Genomic DNA, 16558 nt, shown 5'->3' on the forward strand with positions numbered 1-16558 from the left:
CTCGCGCGAGGCGCTACCGGCCGCCGTTGTAGGGGCCGTACGGGCCGTCGCTGCTGGAGCCTCCGCGCCGACCGCCGCCCCCGCCCGAGATCTGCTTGATCGCGGGCCGGACGTCGACCATGAAGACGATGGCGGCGATGAGGCCGGCGATCTGCAGGAAGAGCATGCCCAGAACCAGGTTCAGGACGAGGTTGATGCTGAGGATGATCAGCCAGAACTTCTTGGTCTGCTTGTCGGCCGCGCGATACGCGTCCTCGCGTGCCATGGCGGCGAAGACGAACGAGACGAGGGCGAAGCCGAGGAAGACCACGTCGGTCACCAGTGAGAGACCGAGGTCGAATCCGTCGCGCAGCATGTCTGAACCGCCTAGTCGATGAAGTGAGCGCCTCGCGGCCAAGGTACCCGGTACAACGCACCGGGCACCCTGATTGGTGCCCCGACGGGCCCCGCCTTACTTCTCGGCGGCGGCGGTCTTCTTGGCGACCGGCTTGCGGGCGGTGGTCTTGCGGGGGGACTTCGGCGCGTCGGCCTTGGCCGCGGGCTCCTCCGTCTTGGTCTCCGTCTTGGCCGCCGGCTCGGGCTCGACGACGACGGCGATCTCGGTGATCTCCTCGGCCACCTCACCGCGCCACGCCTTCACGGCCTCCTCGCCGTGCGCGGCGACCTCCTCGTACTTCTCGCGCGCCTTCACCGCGTACTCGGCGGCGACGCCGACGCTCCGGAGCGCCAGGTCCTGGGCGGTCTCGCCGAGCTTCTTCAGGTCGGTGTCGAGGCTGCCGACGACCTCGGCGAACTTCGACTGCACGGTGGCCTGGGCGACCTTGGCCCGGTCGGTGACCTTGTCCTGAACGGCCTTCGGGTCGGTCTTGCGCACGGCGTCGATGCGCGCGGGCGCCTCGGCGGCGATCTGCTCGATCAGCCCGGGGACCTTCTTGGCCTGCTGGACGGCGAGGTCGGCGGTGCCGGCGGCGAAGTAGAGGGGGGTACGCAGTTCTTCGATGATGGCCATGGGTGTGGTCCTCCCGGATGTGTACGTACTAGCTCACGGTTCGTTCGGCATCGGAGGCGGCGTCGTCACCGTCGACGGTTCGGCGGCGCTCTCAGCGGCGTTCTCGGCGGCGTTCTCCTTGCGGAAGGAGTCGTAGATCTGGAGCAGCACCTGCTTCTGCCGCTCGTTGATCGAGGGATCGGCGAGGATGACGGCGCGCGTCTCCAGCTCGTCCCGTTCCTTCTCGTCGAGAATCCCGGCCCGCACGTAGAGAGTCTCGGCGGAGATCCGCAGCGCCTTGGCGACCTGCTGCAGCACCTCGGCACTGGGCTTGCGCAGCCCCCGCTCGATCTGGCTCAGATACGGATTGGACACCCCGGCGGCCTCCGCGAGCTGCCGCAAGGAGAGCTGCGCGGTGCGCCGCTGCTCGCGGAGGTACTCGCCAAGATTGCCGACGTTGAGTGATGCCATGCCCCGACGATGCCACCGCCCGCTAACTATTGCAAGCACCCGCTTGCAATAGTGTCGCGTGTCGCATTCCCGTCACTTCGGGAACTCACACGCCCCCGGTCGGTGCCCGACTTCCCCGGCGCCCGCCCCCTACCCGCCCCCCCCAACAGCCCGGCCGCCCATGGTCGGCGCGGCACGGCCGCCGCCCATCCCCCGGCCGACGGAGACTCCCTGCGGAGACGAACACCTCGCGTCGACCCCGGTCATCGGGACCGCCGAGGCGATGGCCGGATGTGACAGAGAGCCGTCATTGCGGTCATCGGGCGCCGTCGCCACGATGGACGCATGTCCCCCACACACCGTGTCGTCATCGCGGTCTTCCCGGACGTCGACCTGCTCGACGCCACCGGCCCGGCCGAGGTCTTCGCCCTGGCCAACCGGGAGACGGGCGGCCGGGCGGGCTACGCGGTCCGACTGGCGGGCCCCGGCGCCGAACCGGTCGTCACCTCGGCCGGCGTACGCCTGGTCCCGGACCTGACCTTCGCCGAGGTCGGCGCCGCGGTGGACACGCTCCTCGTGCCCGGCGCGGTGGACCTGGGCCCGGACGGTCCGGTGGCCCGGGTCGACGACCTGGTCGTGGAGTGGGTCAAGGCCACCGCGCCGCACGCCCGGCGCATCGCCTCGGTCTGCGTGGGCGCGCATCTGCTCGCCGCCGCCGGGCTGCTCGACGGACGGCGGGCGACCACGCACTGGTCGACCGCGGCACAACTCGCCGCCGAGCACCCTCGGGTGCGGGTCGACGCCGACCCGATCTTCGTCCGCTCCGGCCGGGTGTGGACCGGGGCCGGCATCAGCACCTGCATGGACCTCGCGCTCGCACTGGTCGCCGAGGACCACGGCGAGGAGCTGGCGCTCGCTGTCGCCCGGCACCTCGTGATGTACCTCAGGCGGCAGGGCGGCCAGAGCCAGTTCAGCGTGCCGCTGAGCCGGCCGGCGGCGGCTCGCAGGGACATCGACGAGCTGCGCGCGTTCATCACGGAGCACCTCGACGACGATCTGTCGGCGCCAGCGCTGGCCGAGCGCATGTGCCTGAGCGAACGTCACTTCGCCCGTGTTTTCCGCCAGGAGACGGGCACCAGCCCCGCCGCCTACGTGGAGGCTTCCCGGGTCGAGGCGGCCAGGCGCCTGCTGGAGACCACGGACCAGCCGCTGGAGCGGATCGCGTCAGCGGTCGGGATGGGGTCGGTGGAGACGCTCCACCGCGCGTTCCGCAAACAGATCAGCACGACCCCGGCCTCCTACCGCCGCCGGTTCCGCACGACGTCCTGACCTGCCCGATGTCCTGATCTGCCCACATCCTGACCTGCCCACGTCCTGATCTGCCCACGTCCTGACCTGCCCGTCGTGCCGATCCGGACGACGTCCGATTCCCACGCCCTGCCCGATGCCCTGATCCGCAGGACGTCCTCGATCCACCACACCCCACACAACGCCCCGACCTACCGTCGTCCTGATCCGGACGACGTCCTCGATCCCCTCCCCAGACCCGGCGAGTCGCCGCGACCGTGGCCTCGCCATGCCCGCACACCCGACAACCCTCCGAAAGGAACCGTCCTCTCATGAACGCCTCCGCGACCCTCCGCAGCGTCATCGGCCTCGACGGCACGTTGCCCCGCCTCGGCGACACCACCCTGATCATGATCGACTTCCAGAACACCTACCGCACCGGCGTCATGGCCCTCGAAGGCGCCGAGCCCGCCCTGGCCGCCGGGGCCCGGCTGCTCGCCGCCGCCCGCGCGGCGGGCGCGCCCGTGGTCCACGTCGTCAACGACGGCGGCGAGGGCACTCCGTACGACATCCGTGCCGAGATCGGCTCGATCAGCCCCGAGGTGGCCCCGGTCGAGGGCGAGCCGGTCGTCGTCAAGCAGGTGCCCAACGCCTTCCACTCCACCGAGTTGGAGAAGACCCTGCGCGACCTGGGCGCGGGGCCCGACCTGGTCCTGGCCGGTTTCATGACGCACATGTGCGTCACCTTCACCGCCCAGGGCGCCTTCAACCTCGGCTACCGGCCCACCGTCGTCGCCGAGGCGACCGCCACCCGCGCCCTGCCCGCGCCCGACGGCGGCACGGTGTCCGCGGACGCGCTCCTGACGGCGAGTCTGACCACGATCGGCGACCTCTTCGGCCTGGTGGCGCCGACCGTCGAGCACCTCACCGGCGGGGTGTGACGCGCATCACTCCACCGAGGTCGTCGAAAGCGATGAGTTCCGGGCGGGCCGGGTGTCTCCATTGACGTAACCAACCGGAGCGAAGAACAGGAGCACCTGCCATGCGCATCGTGATCAGCGAGTTCATCAGCCTCGACGGCGTCGTTCAGGCACCCGGCGGCCCCGAGGAGGACACCGATGGCGGCTTCGCGCACGGCGGCTGGACGCACCCCTTCTTCGACCCGGAGGTGGTCGGCGGGGCCTTCGCCGACGCGGTGACCAAGGCCGAGGGCCTGTTGTTCGGACGGCGTACGTGGCAGAACATGGCCGCGGCGTGGCCGGAGCGGGCCGGCGACCCCTTCGCCGACCGGCTGAACGCCCTGCCGAAGTACGTCGTGTCCCGCACGCTCGCCGAGTCCGAGCTCAGCTGGAACAACACCACGCTGATCCACGGCGACGAGGCCGTCGCCGCCGCCCGGAAGCTGCGCGAGGCGGACGGCGGCGACCTGGTGGTCATGGGAAGCCCCAGCCTCGTCCGCACCCTGCTGAGCGAGGGCCTGGTCGACGAGCTCCGCCTCATGATCATGCCGGTGCTCGTCGGCGGCGGTAAGTCGATCTTCCCGACGGACGGCGACCTGCACACGCTGCGCCTGGCCTCCGCGGTGACCAGCGAAGCGGGCGTCCAGGTGTGCACCTACCGCCGGGCCACGAAGGACTGAACCCCGGAACCGCCACGCCCCCTCGGCGCCCGGCGCGCGTGAGAGCCCGTGGCGGTTCGGGCTCGCCCCCCGTGGCGCCGTCGTTCGTTTGTCGATAATCCGTTACGGATCGACCTTCGCTACCCTGGCCGACATGACCGCCATGGCACCCACCCGCACCGAGCCCGACCTCTCCTTCCTCCTCGACCACACCAGCCACGTCCTGCGTACGCAGATGAGTGCGGAGCTCGGAGAGATCGGGCTCACCCCGCGCATGCACTGCGTCCTCGTCCACGCCCTCGAGAAGGAGCGGACGCAGGCGCAGCTCGCCGAGATCGGGGACATGGACAAGACCACGATGGTGGTGACCGTCGACGCGCTGGAGAAGGCCGGGCTGGCCGAGCGCCGGCCGTCCAGCACCGACCGGCGGGCCCGCATCATCGCGGTCACCGAGGAGGGGGCGAAGGTCGCCGCCGCGAGCCAGAAGATCGTCGACGGGGTGCACGAGAGGGCCCTGGGCTCCCTGCCCGACGATGAGCGCGAGGTGCTGTTGCGCGCACTGAATCGCCTGGTCAAGGGACATCTGGAGACGCCCGTGGAGGGCGCGCGGCCAGCCCGCCGGGCGCGCCAGAAGGGGTAGCGGACACCAACCGGAACGCAGCCCGCCCCTTCTCGATCCGCAAAAGATAGTCTGCAACAAAACTATCTGCTACGGTCTTTCCTGTTGGCTCCCGACGACAGGAGAGACCGCCATGCCCACCACCTCCACCCCCGCGGCGACGACCGCGTCCTCGCGCTCCCGATGGGTCGCCCTCGGCGTCCTGGCCACCGGGATGCTGATGACGATCCTCGACGGCAGCATCGTCACCGTCGCCATGCCGGCCATCCAGAGCGACCTCGGGTTCACCCCGGTCGGCCTCAGCTGGGTCGTCAACGCCTACCTCGTCGCCTTCGGCTCACTGCTCCTCCTCGCCGGCCGCCTCGGCGACCTCATCGGCCGCAAGCGGATGTTCCTCGCGGGGACGGGAGTGTTCACCGCCGCCTCGCTGCTCGCCGGTGTCGCCACCTCCCCCGGCCTCCTCATCGCGGCCCGCTTCCTCCAGGGCGTCGGCAGCGCGATGGCATCCGCCGTCAGCCTCGGCATCCTCGTCACGCTCTTCACCGCGCCGCGCGAACGGGCCAAGGCCATCGCCGTGTTCAGCTTCACCGGCGCGGCCGGAGCCTCCATCGGGCAGGTGCTCGGCGGCGTCCTCACCGAGGCGCTCACCTGGAACTGGATCTTCTTCATCAACCTCCCCATCGGCATCGCCGCGCTCCTCGTCGCCCTCCCCGCACTGCCCGACGACCGCGGCCCCGGCCTGAAGGCCGGAGGCGGCGCGGACGTCATCGGCGCGCTCCTCGTCACCGGCGGCCTGACGCTCGGCATCTACGCGGTCCTCACGATCGAGGAGTACGGCGCCGCTTCGGCCCACACCCTCGGTCTCGGCGCGCTCTCCCTCGCCCTTCTCGCCGGCTTCCTCGTCCGCCAGGCCAGGACCCCGAACCCGCTGATGCCCCTGCGCATCCTCCGCTCGCGCAGCGTCGCGGGCGCCAACCTGGTCCAGATGCTCATGGTCGCCGCACTCTTCTCGTTCCAGATCCTCGTCGCCCTCTACATGCAGAAGGTCCTCGGCTACGGCGCCGCCAGGACCGGCCTCGCGATGCTGCCGGCCGCGGTCGCCATCGGCGCGGTCTCCCTGACCGTCTCGACCCGGCTGATCACCCGCTTCGGCGAGCGCAACGTCCTGCTCGCCGGTCTCGCCCTCCTCGTCGGCGTCCTCGGACTGCTGACCCGGGTGCCGGTGAACGCCTCGTACGTCACCGACCTGCTGCCCGTGATGCTGCTGGCCGCCGGCTTCGGCCTGGCGCTCCCCGCCCTCACCTCGCTCGGCATGTCGGGTGCGAAGGAGGAGGACGCGGGCCTCGCCTCCGGCCTGTTCAACACCACCCAGCAGATCGGCATGGCGCTCGGCATCGCGGTCCTCGCCACCCTGGCCGCCTCCCGCACCGAGACCCTCACCGCCGCGGGCCGTCCCGCGGCCGAGGCGCTGACCAGCGGCTACCACCTGGCCTTCGCGGTCGGCGCCGCCCTCGTCCTCGCCGCCTTCGCGGTCGCGCTCACCGTCCTGCGGCAGCCGAACCGGGGAGAGACGACGGGGAAGGGGAGGAAGGGCCGGGCGGCGAAGGAGCGAGAGGCGCGGAGTCAGGGGGAACGGCGGCAGGAGACGGGGCCGCGGGAGCCTCTGGAGCGGCCTGACCGGGTGTCAGCCCCCGCCGTGTGAGGGCCACCCCCGCCAGCACGACCGCCATCCCCGCCACCACCCGTCCCGTCAGCGGTTCGTCGAGCACGAGGGCCCCGAGCGTCACCGACACCACCGGCAGCAGATAGCCGACGGTCGCGGCGCTCGTCGGGCCCTCGTCCGCGATCATCCGGTAGTTGAGGTGGAAGGTGAGTCCGGTCGCGAAGACCCCCAGGACGACGACCGCGAACACCCCCGTCCACGTCGGCCCGGCCCCGCCGCCGGAGGCGAGGGCGGGCGTGCTCAGGACCGTCGCCGTCAGCAACTGGGCGGCCGACAGCGCCAGCGGCGCGGTGCCCCGGCCGGTGAGCCCGCGGGCCATGTACGCGAAGGCCGCCGCGTAGCTCGCCGAGGCCGCAAGGAGGGCCGACGCCCCGAGGCTCATCAGGCCGCCTCCCCCGCTCCACGGGGCGAAGATCAGCAGGACGCCGGAGAAGCCGAGGACCAGGCCGGCGAGCCGGGCCGCCGACAGCGGACGCTCTGTGCCGAGGGCCAGGCCGATGAGCAGGGACCAGAGCGGGGTCGTGGCGTTCAGGACGCCCGCCGTACCGCTGTCCACGGTCTGCTCGCCCACCCCGAACAGGAAGAAGGGCACGGCGTTGCAGAAGAACGCCGCCACGACGAGGCGCCCCCAGGTCCCCCGGTCCCGGGGCAGCCGCTGTCGCGCCGCGCACGCGAGGGCGACGAGCACCCCGGCGCCCAGCAGACACCGGACGAAGGTGATCCACCCCGGGGTGAGGCCGTGGTCGAGGGCCAATTTGATCCACAGGAAGCCGGAGCCCCAGAGCAGGGCCAGGACCGCCATACGCAGCGCCGATGTCATGGCCTCCACGGTCCACCTGACGACTCGACAGGACAAGCGAAGAATCATGCATCCAGCGTTAAGCTCAGCTACATGCTCGACGTGAGACGCATGCAGGTGCTCCGGGCCGTCGTCACCAGCGGTTCCGTCACCGCCGCCGCCGCGAACCTCGGATACACCCCCTCCGCCGTGAGCCAGCAGATCGCCGTCCTGGAGAAGGAGGCCGGCATCGCCCTGCTCGAACGCTTCGGCCGGGGCGTCCGACCGACCGCCGCGGGGCGGCTCCTCACCGAACACGCGGCCGTGATCGGCCGTCAGGTCGCCGAGGCGGAGACCGCCCTCGCCGATCTGCGGGCGGGCCGCACCGGGCAGATCCTCGTCCGCTACTTCGCCACCGCGGGCGCCGATCTCGTCGCTCCGGCCCTGGCCCGGTTCCGGGCCGAGCACCCGGGGGTACGGGTCGACCTGCGGCTGGTGGGCGAGTCCGCGGCGGACGACCGGGACGAGGCCGATCTCACCCTGGTCGTACGGCCCCGGGGCGCGACGGGTGAGGGGGTCGCGCTCGTCCATCTCCTGGACGACCCCTACCGCGTCGTCCTGCCCAAGGGCCATCCGCTCGCGGACCGCCGGACCGTCGACCTGGCGGAGCTGGCGGACGAGCCGTGGGTGGGCAGCGAGCGCCCGGGCCCGTGTCTGGACGCCGTTCTGGAGGCGTGCGCGGCGGCCGGATTCACCCCGGGCATCGCGGTGGAGTGCGAGGAGTACGCCACCGCGCAGGGCTTCGTCGCGGCCGGTCTCGGCATCAGCCTGGTGCCCCTGTTGGGCCTGGGCAGCCGCCACCCGCAGGTGGCCGTCCGCCGGGTGCGAAGCCCGGAGCCGGTCCGGTCGATCCACGCGGCGGTACGGGAGTCCTCGCTGGCCCTGCCCGCCGTACGCGACCTCCTGGCGGCCCTGCGGAGCGCCTGACGCTCCAGCGGAGCGCGTACGACGGCCAGTGGCCTGCCTCGTGACGGCGCCTCAGCCCGACCGCCCCGCCCGCCCGCGGCGCCACCTCACGACCGCCCCGCCCCGCCCCGCGACGCCACCTCGCCGCGTCAGCGTGCCGGCGGCCCCGCGCACGTCCCCCGGCCGTCCGTCAGACAGGCGGGGAGCGGCTCGCTGTGGACGATGTCCAGGCGGGACACGGCCCGGGTGAGCACGACGTAGAGCCGGTGGAGTCCCCGCTCCTCGGCCGCCACGATGGCGGCGGGTTCGGCGACGACGACGTGGTCGTACTCGAGCCCCTTCACCGTCGTCGCCGGCAGCACGGTCAGACGCGCGTCCCCGGCCCCCGCCTCCCCCGACGCCCCCTCCAACGCCCGCGTCAACGCCTCGACCTGGTCCTCCGCCGCGATCACGCCCACCGAGCCCTCCCGCGCCAGCGCCGCGCGGACCGCCGTGATGACGCCGTCGGCCAGGTCGGCGACCGCGGCCACCGTGACCTCCCCGTCCGTGCGCAGCGACCGCCCGGCCGGCACGTCCGCGCCCAGCTCCGGCAGCAGCCGGTTGGCGAGTGCGACGATCGCCGCCGGGACCCGGTAGCCGGTGGTGAGGGGCACGATCTCGGCCTCCGGCTTGCCCAGGTGGGCCAGTTGGCCGGGCCAGTCGCGCGCCGCCCAGGGGGTGGTCCCCTGCGCCAGGTCGCCGAGCACGGTCAGCGAGCCGAAGACCGCGCGGCGGGCGATCGCCCGGCACTGCATCGGCGACAGGTCCTGGGCCTCGTCGACGACGACATGGCCGTAACCCTCGGGGCGGGCGATCAGCCCGGCCAGTTCGTCGAGCAGGACGAGGTCGGCGGCGCTCCACTTCGCCGAGCGGTGGGAGCGGGGCGCCCTCGCCCAGCGGATCGCGTCCCGCTCGGTCTCCGACAGCGCCTCGTCGCACGGATCGGCCAGGACCTCGGCGAGCACCTCCTGGGGTGTCGTCCTCGGCCAGCAGGCGTCCACGAACGCGGTGACCGGCCGGGCCCGTTCGGTCTTCCTGACCCAGGCGCCGCCGAGGGGCCCGGCCCGCCGTTCCGCCGCGAGCTGGAGGACGCGGACGACCCGGGCACGGACCCGTTCGCGGCCGGTGGCGTAGGGCGGGGCCTCGTCCCGTACCGACGTGACGATCTCCGCGAGCTTGTCCGGCCCGATCCGCAGCCGGAGGGGGCCGTCGGCGAGGGCCAGCTCGCCTTCCGGGACGGCCACCCGGGCGTACAGGGCCCGGCGCAGCACGCCGGCCATCCGCGCGTCGTGCTTGACGCGCGCCGCGGCCTCTCCGTCCACCGCGCGGACCTCGTCGAGGGCGATCTCCTCGTCGACGGTGGACTGCCGGATCCCGGTCTCGCCGAGGGCGGGCAGCACCTCGGAGATGTAGGAGAGGAAGGCGCGGTTGGGGCCGAGGACGAGGAGTCCGGAGCGGCTGACGCGCTGCGGGTGGGTGTAGAGGAGGTACGCGGCCCGGTGCAGGCCGACGGCGGTCTTGCCGGTTCCGGGTGCGCCCTGCACGCAGAGGGAGGCGGTGGGCTCGGAGCGTACGAGGTCGTCCTGTTCGGGCTGGATGGTGGCGGCGATGTCCCGCATCGGGCCGACCCGGGGGCGCTCGATCTCCCCGGACACCAGGGGGCTGAGCCCCGGATCGCCGCCGGCGGCGAGGTACTCGTCCTCCAGGCCGGTCAGATCGGCTGAGTCGCCCGGGCTGTACGGGGCCCAGCCGAACCGGCGCCGCCGGACGAGGCCCTGCGGGTCGTGGGATCCGGCCTGGTAGTACGCGCGGGAGACGGGGGCGCGCCAGTCGACGACGAGCGGCGGGGCGGCCGGGTGTTCGGCGATCCGGCGGCGCCCGATGTGGTGGGTCTGGCCGTCCTCGCGGTCGAGGCGGCCGAAGAAGAGCGGGCCGGGAGGCTGCTCGCCGAACTCCTTGGCCCGGGTGCGCAGGTGGCGGCCGAGCGCCTCGGCGTCGGCGCCGGAGGCGGCGGCGTTCTCGCCGATGACGACCTGTTCGGCCACGTCCTCGGCCATCCGGGCCAGGGCGGCGTGGCAGGCGTCGTGGTGGGTCCGTTCCCGGAGGAGTTCATGGTCGAGAGACGTCATGCGCCCACCCTAGGCGAATAACGTTACCGAGTTAAATTTCTTATCGAGTTACGCGAGGGGTCACCCGTACGCGAGGCCGTCTCCCAGCGCGCGGAACGCCCCTTCGGCGGCGGCCACCGCGTCCGGATGGACGGCGTCCGCACTCTCCCCCGCCGCGATCCGGCGCACGTTCTCCTCCGCCAGGATCCGCAGGACGGCCACGATCTGGCCGGCGGCGAGCCGCGCCTCCAGACCGCCGCCGCCGTCGTCGAGCACCTCCGCGAGGGCCGCCTCCGACCGGTCCTGGTACGCGTGGAGCCGCGCCACCAGCGCCGGAGTGCCGTACAGCAGGCGCTGGAAGGCGAGGACGGCCGGGTGGTCACAGAGGCCCGTCACCGGCTCGCGCCGCTCCAGGCCGGCGAGCACGTGCGCCCGAAGGGCGTCGAGCGGCGCGACGCCCGCGCCCCGCCCGGCCACCACCCGGGCCGCCTCGTCCTCGTGGTCCGCGAACCGGTGAAGCGCCAGGTCCTCCTTGGTCGGGAAGTACCGGAAGAGGGTCGGCTTGGAGACCTCGGCGGCGGCGGCGACCTCGGCGACCGGGACGGCGTCGAAGCCCTTCTCCAGGAAGAGCGCGATGGCGGCCTCCGAGATGGCCTGCCGGGTCCGCTCCCTCTTCCGCTCCCTGAGCCCGGTCACTTCCCGTCCTCCCGCTCGACCAGCAGCGCGATCCCGTCGAGGATCCGGTCGAGGCCGAAGCGGAACTCGTAGTCCGGCTCGTCCGCCTCGTCCATCACCCCCGAGTCCAGCATCCGCGCCACCGCCGGATAGCGGGCCGGGTCGGCGAGGCGCCGCAGGGTGTGGCCGTAACGGGAGAGCACCTCCTCGGGGCTCTGCCCGCTCGCGCTGATGACGGCGGCGAGATCGGCCGTCATCAGCGCCTCGGTGCGCACGAAACCGCCGACCAGCATGACCACCGAGACCTTGGCGCCCTCGCCGAGCCCGGTGCCCTCCAGGGCCTCCATCGCCCGCTCCCACCAGGCGACCGAGTTCGGCGTCGCGGGCGGGCCGGAGAGCGGGACGCGGAGCATCCAGAGGTTGCGGTGGTAGACCTCGCGGGAACTCCAGGCCCACCGCGCGAGGCCGGTGCGCCAGTCGACACCGGCCGGGGGCCCGGCGGGCGGCGGCCCCATGGCCACGTCCTGCATCAGGACGTACAGCTCGCTCTTGGCTCCCACATAGCGGTAGAGGGACATGGTCGAGACGCCGAGCTCCTTGGCGATCCGCCCCATGGAGACCGCGTCGAGCCCCTCCGCCGACGCGATGCCGACGGCCGTGTTCACGATCCGGTCGAGGGTGAGCCCGGGCTTGGGGCCCTTGGAAGGGCGCTCCCTCAGCCCCCAGGCGGCCTCGATGCTCGCGGGCAGGAAGCTTCCGCCGCCCTCGCCCTTGTCGTCCGCCACCACAGCCGCCCTTCATCCGCTTGACGACCATCCTAGTAATGCGTAACCCTTACACAGTAACGCGTAGGGCATACGCAGTACCCGTGCGGGCGTCTACGCCCTACCGGACCGCGGGCGCCTACGCCCTACCGAACCAGGGGGAAACGCCATGCCACCCGCCGTCGAAGCCACGGGTCTGCGCAAGACCTACGGCGAGCTCACCGTCCTCGACTCGCTCGACCTCCGCGTCGAGCGGGGCACCGTCTTCGCCCTGCTCGGCCCCAACGGCGCGGGCAAGACCACCACCGTCCGCATCCTCGCCACCCTCACGGCACCCGACGCGGGCCACGCGCGCGTGGCGGGGCACGACGTCGTCACCCAACGCTCCCTGGTCCGCCGCGCGATCAGCCTCACCGGCCAGTTCGCCGCCGTCGACGAGACCCAGACCGGCGCCGAGAACCTGCGCATGATGGCCCGCCTCTCGGGCCTCTCCCGGGCGGCCGCCGACCGGCGGGCCACCGAACTCCTGGAGCGCTTCGGCCTCACCGCCGCCGGCGGGCGGCTCGCCCGGACCTACTCGGGAGGGATGCGACGCCGTCTGGACCTCGCGGCCGGGCTCGTCCGCGACCCGGAGGACACCGCGGTGATCTTCCTCGACGAACCGACCACCGGCCTCGACCCGCGCAGCCGCATGGAGCTCTGGCAGGTGGTACGGGACCTCTCCGACAGCGGCACCACGGTCTTCCTCACCACCCAGTACCTGGAGGAGGCCGACCGGCTCGCCGACCGCATCGCCGTCATGGACTCCGGCCGGATCGTCGCCGAGGGCAGCGCCGAAGCGCTCAAGTCACGCGTCGCCGGCCACCGCCTCGACCTCGTCCTGCGCGACCACGACACCTACCTCCGGTTCGCGGACCGCGCGAACCCTTCCTCCGGCACGCCCGCGCCGAGCCACCACTCCCCCGACACCCTCACCCTGGGGCTGCCGACCGACGGCACGGCCGCCCAGGTACGGGCCCTCCTCGACGCGCTCGACCCGGACCGCACGGACATCGTGCGCTTCGCGCTCCACACCGCCACCCTCGACGACGTCTTCCTCGCCCTGACCGACAAGGAGACCTCCCGTGTCTGACGTCCTCACCGCGACCGGCACCCTGACCGGCCGGGGCATCCGCATCAGCCGTCGCAACATCGACGCCGTCATCACCTCGATGCTGCTGCCGATCATGCTGATGCTGATCTTCGTCTATTTCTTCGGCGGCGCCATCGACACCGGAACGCGGTACGTGACGTACGTCGCGCCCGGCGTCCTCATCCTCTGCTCCGGCTTCGGCTCGGCCGGCACCGCCGTGGCCGTCAGCGAGGACATGAAGGGCGGCATCATCGACCGGTTCCGCTCGCTCGACATCGGCGGTACGCCGATCCTGGCCGGCCATGTCGGCGCCAGCGTGGCCCGGAACCTCCTCTCCACCGCGCTCGTCCTCGGCGCCGCCTTCGTCATCGGCTTCCGCCCCTCGGCCACACCCCTGGGCTGGCTGGCCGCGATCGGCCTGCTCGTCGCCTTCATCACGGCGATCTCCTGGCTGGCCGCCGCGGTCGGACTGCTCACCCGCACCCCCGAGGCGGCGAGCGGAGTCACCTTCTTCATGATGTTCCTGCCCTACCCGAGCAGCGCGTTCGTCCCCATCGAGACCATGCCCGGCTGGCTGCACGGCTTCGCCGAACACCAGCCGGTGACCCCGGTCATCGAGTCGCTGCGCGGACTGCTCCTCGACCAGCCGGTGGGCAACACCCCGTGGATCGCTCTGGGTTGGTGCGCCGCGTTCCTCGCCCTCGCGGTCGCCGCGTCCGGGGCCCTCTTCCGCCACAGGACCTCATGACCGACCCCGGTCCGCGGCCGGGCGGAGTCAGAAGATGTCCGGGCACCACGGCCGACGGGAGGTCCGCAGCAGGGCGTCCGCGCGGACGGCGGCCCCGGGGGTGACCTCCTCGACCCGGCCAAGGGCGACCAGGCGCACCACCGACTCGTCACCGAGCGAGAGCGTGCCCAACTCGGCGATGTCGAGGGCGAGATCGGCCGCGTCGGTGGTCCGCGCGCAGTCGGCGCCCTCCGGGGAGGCGTCCAGCCGGTAGCGGCCGCCCGTCAGCCCCGCGGGGTCCCGCAGATCGAGGACCAGACTGTCGGAGGCCCCGTACGTGCGGCCCTCCAGGACCGTGACGACATCGAGCACCCGGACCCACAACATGTCGGCCTGCGTGGTGATGTGCGCGGCCCGCGGGTCGGGCAGCAGCAGCGGGAGGAGGTCGTCGGGGGCGCGGTGGCCGGACTTGACCGTGGCCACCCAGTCGATCGAGCAGAGATAGCGCCACAGTGCCCGCTCCGCCGCGGGTGTGACGGCGATCAGATCCTTGACCTTGGCCGTGTTCAGGGGCTGCTTGGCGTCGCCCCAGGTGTCGTCGCAGGTGTAGGCGGCGAAGCCCTGCGGCTCGCCGTCCTCGTCGCGGAAGACGACGTAGAAGGGCTCGGTCCACGGCGAGTGGTGGAAGGCGAGACCCGTCTCGACGTCCCAGCGGCGGCTGTCCCGGTCGATCATCCCGGCCCGGAATCCGGCGAGCCTGCGATGGAGGCCGGGGCCGATCTTGCGGATCTCCTCGCCGTCGGCGAAGTCGATCCGTCCGCCGTCCTCGGGCCGCCCGGTGCGCCGGGGGTCGAGACCGGCGCGGCGGACGTCGACGGTCCATTCGGCGGTCCAGGTCGCCGGGCCGAAGCCGTAACGGCCGTAGATCGGGTACTCGGCGGCGATGAGCGTGGCGACCGCGTCGCCCCGCTCCTTCGCGGCGGCGAGGTCGCGCGTCATCATCCGGCTGAGCAGCCCCTGCCGGCGATGCGTCGCCGAGACGGTGACACCGCTGACGGCGTCGGCGACGAGCGAGCCGCCGCCGACGGCGCTCAACTCCTGCGTGAACGAACGGAAGGTGGCGACGATCCGGCCGCCGTCGAAGACCCCGAGGACACGGGAGAGGTCGCTGTGCGGCAGCCGGTCGGCGACCTCCTCGTCCGTCACCACCGGCGGGCGCAGGAAGCCGGTGTTGACCGCCCGGAGCCAGTCGGGGTACTCGGACTCGACGACAGCGCGCACCTCAAGAGTCATCCTTCGAGGCTATGCCGCCCCCGCCGCCACCCGCACCCGGGTTTCCCGGCGCCACCCGCACCCGGGTTTCCCGGCACCACCCGCATCCGGGTTTCCCGGCGCCACCCGCATCCGGGCGAGCCGCACCGCCCCGCGCCCCCGCGCCCGGGACGCGCCGGGCTCGCTGCCACGCGCGCCCGCGGCGCGTCAGATGAGCAGGTCGTCCACCTGCGCCTCGCCCTCGCGATAGCGGCGGGCGATCTCGGCGCTGCAGTCGTCGGCCGTCCGCTGCAGTTGCTGACGCCGCCGCGAGACCTGCTGCTCGTACCCCGCGAGCCGGCCCATGGCCGTGTGGAGTTCGTCGTCCGTCCGCGCCCCGAGGTCCGAGAGCTCGACCTCCGAGAGCATCTCCGTCGCCAGCCGCCGGTACTCCTCGCCGCGGGGCGTCGACAGCGTCACGTGCCGCGCCGAGGTCCGCAGCCGGGAGGGCGCGTCCGCGAGGATCTCCGACAGCCGGTCCAGGATCGGCGCCTCCGGATCCGCCCGCCGCGCCAACTCCGCCCGCAGGATGTCGATCCGGCCCTGCAGCATCCGCCGTACGTAGCTGAGGTCGGCCTCGTCCCCCTGGGCGTCACGGCGCAGGGTGCGCAGCTCCGGCAGCCGCAGAGCGGTGAGATCGGGTGTCGGCCGTTCCGGCAGGGCGGGCTCGGCCCGCCGCTGCACGGGTGGTCGTACGGCCGCGCCGACCCGGGTCAGCTGTACGGGGCCGGAAGGCGTCTGCCCGGCGCCAGGTGCACTCATGTGAATCGTCCCCTCGACCGGCGCGGAACCGCACCGCCTGACAGGCATGGTGCCATTCCCGCACGTGTGTGTGCAGGCGCTCTGCACCCGTTCAGCCGCAGATGCGTCGGTCTGTAGGTTGGTCCGTATGCGAGCAGTGGTACAGCGGGTCGACGGCGCGAGCGTCGTCGTCGCAGGAGAGACCGTCGGCGAGATCGTCGGCGAGGGACTGTGTGTGCTGGTGGGAGTCACCCATGACGACACCCCGGAGAAGGCGGCCCAGCTCGCCAGGAAGCTGTGGTCCGTCCGCATGCTGGAGGGAGAGAAATCCTGTTCGGACGTGAATGCGCCCTTGTTGGTGATTTCTCAGTTCACCCTCTACGGGGACGCCCGCAAGGGCCGCCGGCCCACGTGGAACGCGGCGGCGCCCGGACCCGTCGCCGAGCCGCTCGTCGACGAGGTGGTGGCACGGCTGCGCGAGCTGGGCGCGCACGTGGAAACGGGCCGGTTCGGAGCGTCCATGCGTGTCTCGCTCACGAATCAGGGCCCGTTCACGGTGCTCGTGGAGGTGTAGCGGGCCCGGGGCGCGGCGGGGCCCGGGACGCCGTCCGCCCGGGACGCCGTCCACCCCG

General features: G+C 72.7%; 17 protein-coding genes and 1 pseudogene. 9 read left to right on the plus strand and 9 right to left on the minus strand.

Translation table 11 applies throughout. The annotated features are described in order from the left end of the window. Positions 1–13: 13 nt before the first annotated feature. From AB0D99_RS25445 to AB0D99_RS25455, 3 genes are all read right to left on the minus strand, one after another. Complete coding sequence (locus AB0D99_RS25445) at positions 14–355, minus strand: DUF2516 family protein (RefSeq protein ID WP_362366588.1); 342 nt, start codon at positions 353–355, stop codon at positions 14–16. 96 nt (positions 356–451) lie between these two features. After that, complete coding sequence (locus AB0D99_RS25450) at positions 452–1009, minus strand: hypothetical protein (protein ID WP_362366591.1); 558 nt, start codon at positions 1007–1009, stop codon at positions 452–454. Between the two features lie 33 nt (positions 1010–1042). Beyond that, positions 1043–1459, minus strand: coding sequence for a helix-turn-helix transcriptional regulator (locus AB0D99_RS25455; protein ID WP_362366594.1), 417 nt, complete (start codon positions 1457–1459; stop codon positions 1043–1045). A 324-nt stretch (positions 1460–1783) separates the two neighbouring features. On the opposite strand from AB0D99_RS25455, the gene AB0D99_RS25460 reads away from it, so the two are divergent. The 5 genes from AB0D99_RS25460 (at position 1784) to AB0D99_RS25480 (ending at position 6664) form a co-directional block, all read left to right on the plus strand. Continuing rightward, the gene (locus AB0D99_RS25460; protein ID WP_362366597.1) at positions 1784–2767 is read left to right on the plus strand and encodes a DJ-1/PfpI family protein; all 984 of its coding nucleotides are present in this window, start codon (positions 1784–1786) and stop codon (positions 2765–2767) included. A 290-nt stretch (positions 2768–3057) separates the two neighbouring features. Next, the gene (locus AB0D99_RS25465; RefSeq protein WP_362366600.1) at positions 3058–3666 is read left to right on the plus strand and encodes an isochorismatase family protein; all 609 of its coding nucleotides are present in this window, start codon (positions 3058–3060) and stop codon (positions 3664–3666) included. A 101-nt stretch (positions 3667–3767) separates the two neighbouring features. Further along, the gene (locus AB0D99_RS25470) at positions 3768–4364 is read left to right on the plus strand and encodes a dihydrofolate reductase family protein (protein WP_362366603.1); all 597 of its coding nucleotides are present in this window, start codon (positions 3768–3770) and stop codon (positions 4362–4364) included. Positions 4365–4497: 133 nt separating this feature from the next. Next, positions 4498–4983, plus strand: coding sequence for a MarR family winged helix-turn-helix transcriptional regulator (locus AB0D99_RS25475; protein WP_362366606.1), 486 nt, complete (start codon positions 4498–4500; stop codon positions 4981–4983). Positions 4984–5095: 112 nt separating this feature from the next. Further along, positions 5096–6664: an MFS transporter gene (locus AB0D99_RS25480; RefSeq protein ID WP_362366609.1), complete on the plus strand. Its 1569-nt coding sequence runs from the start codon at positions 5096–5098 to the stop codon at positions 6662–6664. Here the strand turns inward: AB0D99_RS25480 and AB0D99_RS25485 are convergent. Then, positions 6654–7505: pseudogene (locus tag AB0D99_RS25485) on the minus strand (DMT family transporter); the annotation flags it as partial. The gene AB0D99_RS25480 and the pseudogene AB0D99_RS25485 overlap by 11 nt on opposite strands. Before the next feature lie 72 nt (positions 7506–7577). Here AB0D99_RS25485 and AB0D99_RS25490 point away from each other — a divergent pair. After that, positions 7578–8450, plus strand: a complete 873-nt coding sequence (locus AB0D99_RS25490) for a LysR family transcriptional regulator (protein WP_362366612.1) — start codon at positions 7578–7580, stop codon at positions 8448–8450. Positions 8451–8578: 128 nt separating this feature from the next. Here AB0D99_RS25490 and AB0D99_RS25495 read toward each other — a convergent pair whose 3' ends face one another. From AB0D99_RS25495 to AB0D99_RS25505, 3 genes are read right to left on the minus strand one after another with little or no spacing between them, the layout of a single operon-like run. Next, complete coding sequence (locus AB0D99_RS25495) at positions 8579–10597, minus strand: AAA family ATPase (protein WP_362366615.1); 2019 nt, start codon at positions 10595–10597, stop codon at positions 8579–8581. A 60-nt stretch (positions 10598–10657) separates the two neighbouring features. Next, positions 10658–11272: a TetR family transcriptional regulator gene (locus tag AB0D99_RS25500; RefSeq protein WP_362366618.1), complete on the minus strand. Its 615-nt coding sequence runs from the start codon at positions 11270–11272 to the stop codon at positions 10658–10660. Continuing rightward, positions 11269–12036, minus strand: coding sequence for a TetR/AcrR family transcriptional regulator (locus tag AB0D99_RS25505; protein WP_362366621.1), 768 nt, complete (start codon positions 12034–12036; stop codon positions 11269–11271). Before AB0D99_RS25505 ends, AB0D99_RS25500 begins: the two co-directional genes overlap by 4 nt. 148 nt (positions 12037–12184) lie before the next feature. On the opposite strand from AB0D99_RS25505, the gene AB0D99_RS25510 reads away from it, so the two are divergent. Together AB0D99_RS25510 and AB0D99_RS25515 are read left to right on the plus strand one after the other, a co-directional pair. Next, complete coding sequence (locus tag AB0D99_RS25510) at positions 12185–13147, plus strand: ATP-binding cassette domain-containing protein (protein ID WP_362366624.1); 963 nt, start codon at positions 12185–12187, stop codon at positions 13145–13147. Further along, positions 13140–13895 carry an ABC transporter permease gene (locus tag AB0D99_RS25515; protein WP_362366627.1) on the plus strand — a complete coding sequence of 252 codons (756 nt, stop codon included), beginning with the start codon at positions 13140–13142 and terminating at the stop codon, positions 13893–13895. The genes AB0D99_RS25510 and AB0D99_RS25515 overlap by 8 nt, the downstream gene beginning before the upstream one ends. 27 nt (positions 13896–13922) lie before the next feature. Here AB0D99_RS25515 and AB0D99_RS25520 read toward each other — a convergent pair whose 3' ends face one another. Both AB0D99_RS25520 and AB0D99_RS25525 read right to left on the minus strand, forming a co-directional pair. Then, positions 13923–15167, minus strand: a complete 1245-nt coding sequence (locus AB0D99_RS25520; protein ID WP_362366630.1) for a GNAT family N-acetyltransferase — start codon at positions 15165–15167, stop codon at positions 13923–13925. Positions 15168–15353: 186 nt separating this feature from the next. Then, entirely contained in the window at positions 15354–15947 is a 594-nt protein-coding gene (locus AB0D99_RS25525) for an ABC transporter substrate-binding protein (RefSeq protein ID WP_362366633.1), read from the minus strand. Positions 15948–16074: 127 nt separating this feature from the next. Between AB0D99_RS25525 and dtd the strand changes: the two genes are divergently transcribed. Continuing rightward, positions 16075–16500 (plus strand): D-aminoacyl-tRNA deacylase, encoded by a 426-nt coding sequence (dtd, locus tag AB0D99_RS25530; RefSeq protein WP_362366636.1) that lies wholly within the window; start codon positions 16075–16077, stop codon positions 16498–16500. Positions 16501–16558: the final 58 nt, after the last annotated feature.

It is taken from the genome of Streptomyces sp. NPDC047971 (assembly GCF_040653355.1).
Lineage (GTDB): Bacteria > Actinomycetota > Actinomycetes > Streptomycetales > Streptomycetaceae > Streptomyces.

Coding starts and splice junctions, on each gene's coding strand:
- AB0D99_RS25480 (WP_362366609.1), top strand. CDS start 5,096: ATGCCCACCACCTCCACCCCCGCGGCGACGACCGCGTCCTCGCGCTCC.
- AB0D99_RS25470 (WP_362366603.1), top strand. CDS start 3,768: ATGCGCATCGTGATCAGCGAGTTCATCAGCCTCGACGGCGTCGTTCAG.
- AB0D99_RS25465 (WP_362366600.1), top strand. CDS start 3,058: ATGAACGCCTCCGCGACCCTCCGCAGCGTCATCGGCCTCGACGGCACG.
- AB0D99_RS25495 (WP_362366615.1), bottom strand. CDS start 10,597: ATGACGTCTCTCGACCATGAACTCCTCCGGGAACGGACCCACCACGAC.
- AB0D99_RS25520 (WP_362366630.1), bottom strand. CDS start 15,167: ATGACTCTTGAGGTGCGCGCTGTCGTCGAGTCCGAGTACCCCGACTGG.
- AB0D99_RS25510 (WP_362366624.1), top strand. CDS start 12,185: ATGCCACCCGCCGTCGAAGCCACGGGTCTGCGCAAGACCTACGGCGAG.
- AB0D99_RS25475 (WP_362366606.1), top strand. CDS start 4,498: ATGACCGCCATGGCACCCACCCGCACCGAGCCCGACCTCTCCTTCCTC.
- AB0D99_RS25490 (WP_362366612.1), top strand. CDS start 7,578: ATGCTCGACGTGAGACGCATGCAGGTGCTCCGGGCCGTCGTCACCAGC.
- AB0D99_RS25460 (WP_362366597.1), top strand. CDS start 1,784: ATGTCCCCCACACACCGTGTCGTCATCGCGGTCTTCCCGGACGTCGAC.
- AB0D99_RS25450 (WP_362366591.1), bottom strand. CDS start 1,009: ATGGCCATCATCGAAGAACTGCGTACCCCCCTCTACTTCGCCGCCGGC.
- AB0D99_RS25445 (WP_362366588.1), bottom strand. CDS start 355: ATGCTGCGCGACGGATTCGACCTCGGTCTCTCACTGGTGACCGACGTG.
- AB0D99_RS25455 (WP_362366594.1), bottom strand. CDS start 1,459: ATGGCATCACTCAACGTCGGCAATCTTGGCGAGTACCTCCGCGAGCAG.
- AB0D99_RS25525 (WP_362366633.1), bottom strand. CDS start 15,947: ATGAGTGCACCTGGCGCCGGGCAGACGCCTTCCGGCCCCGTACAGCTG.
- dtd (WP_362366636.1), top strand. CDS start 16,075: ATGCGAGCAGTGGTACAGCGGGTCGACGGCGCGAGCGTCGTCGTCGCA.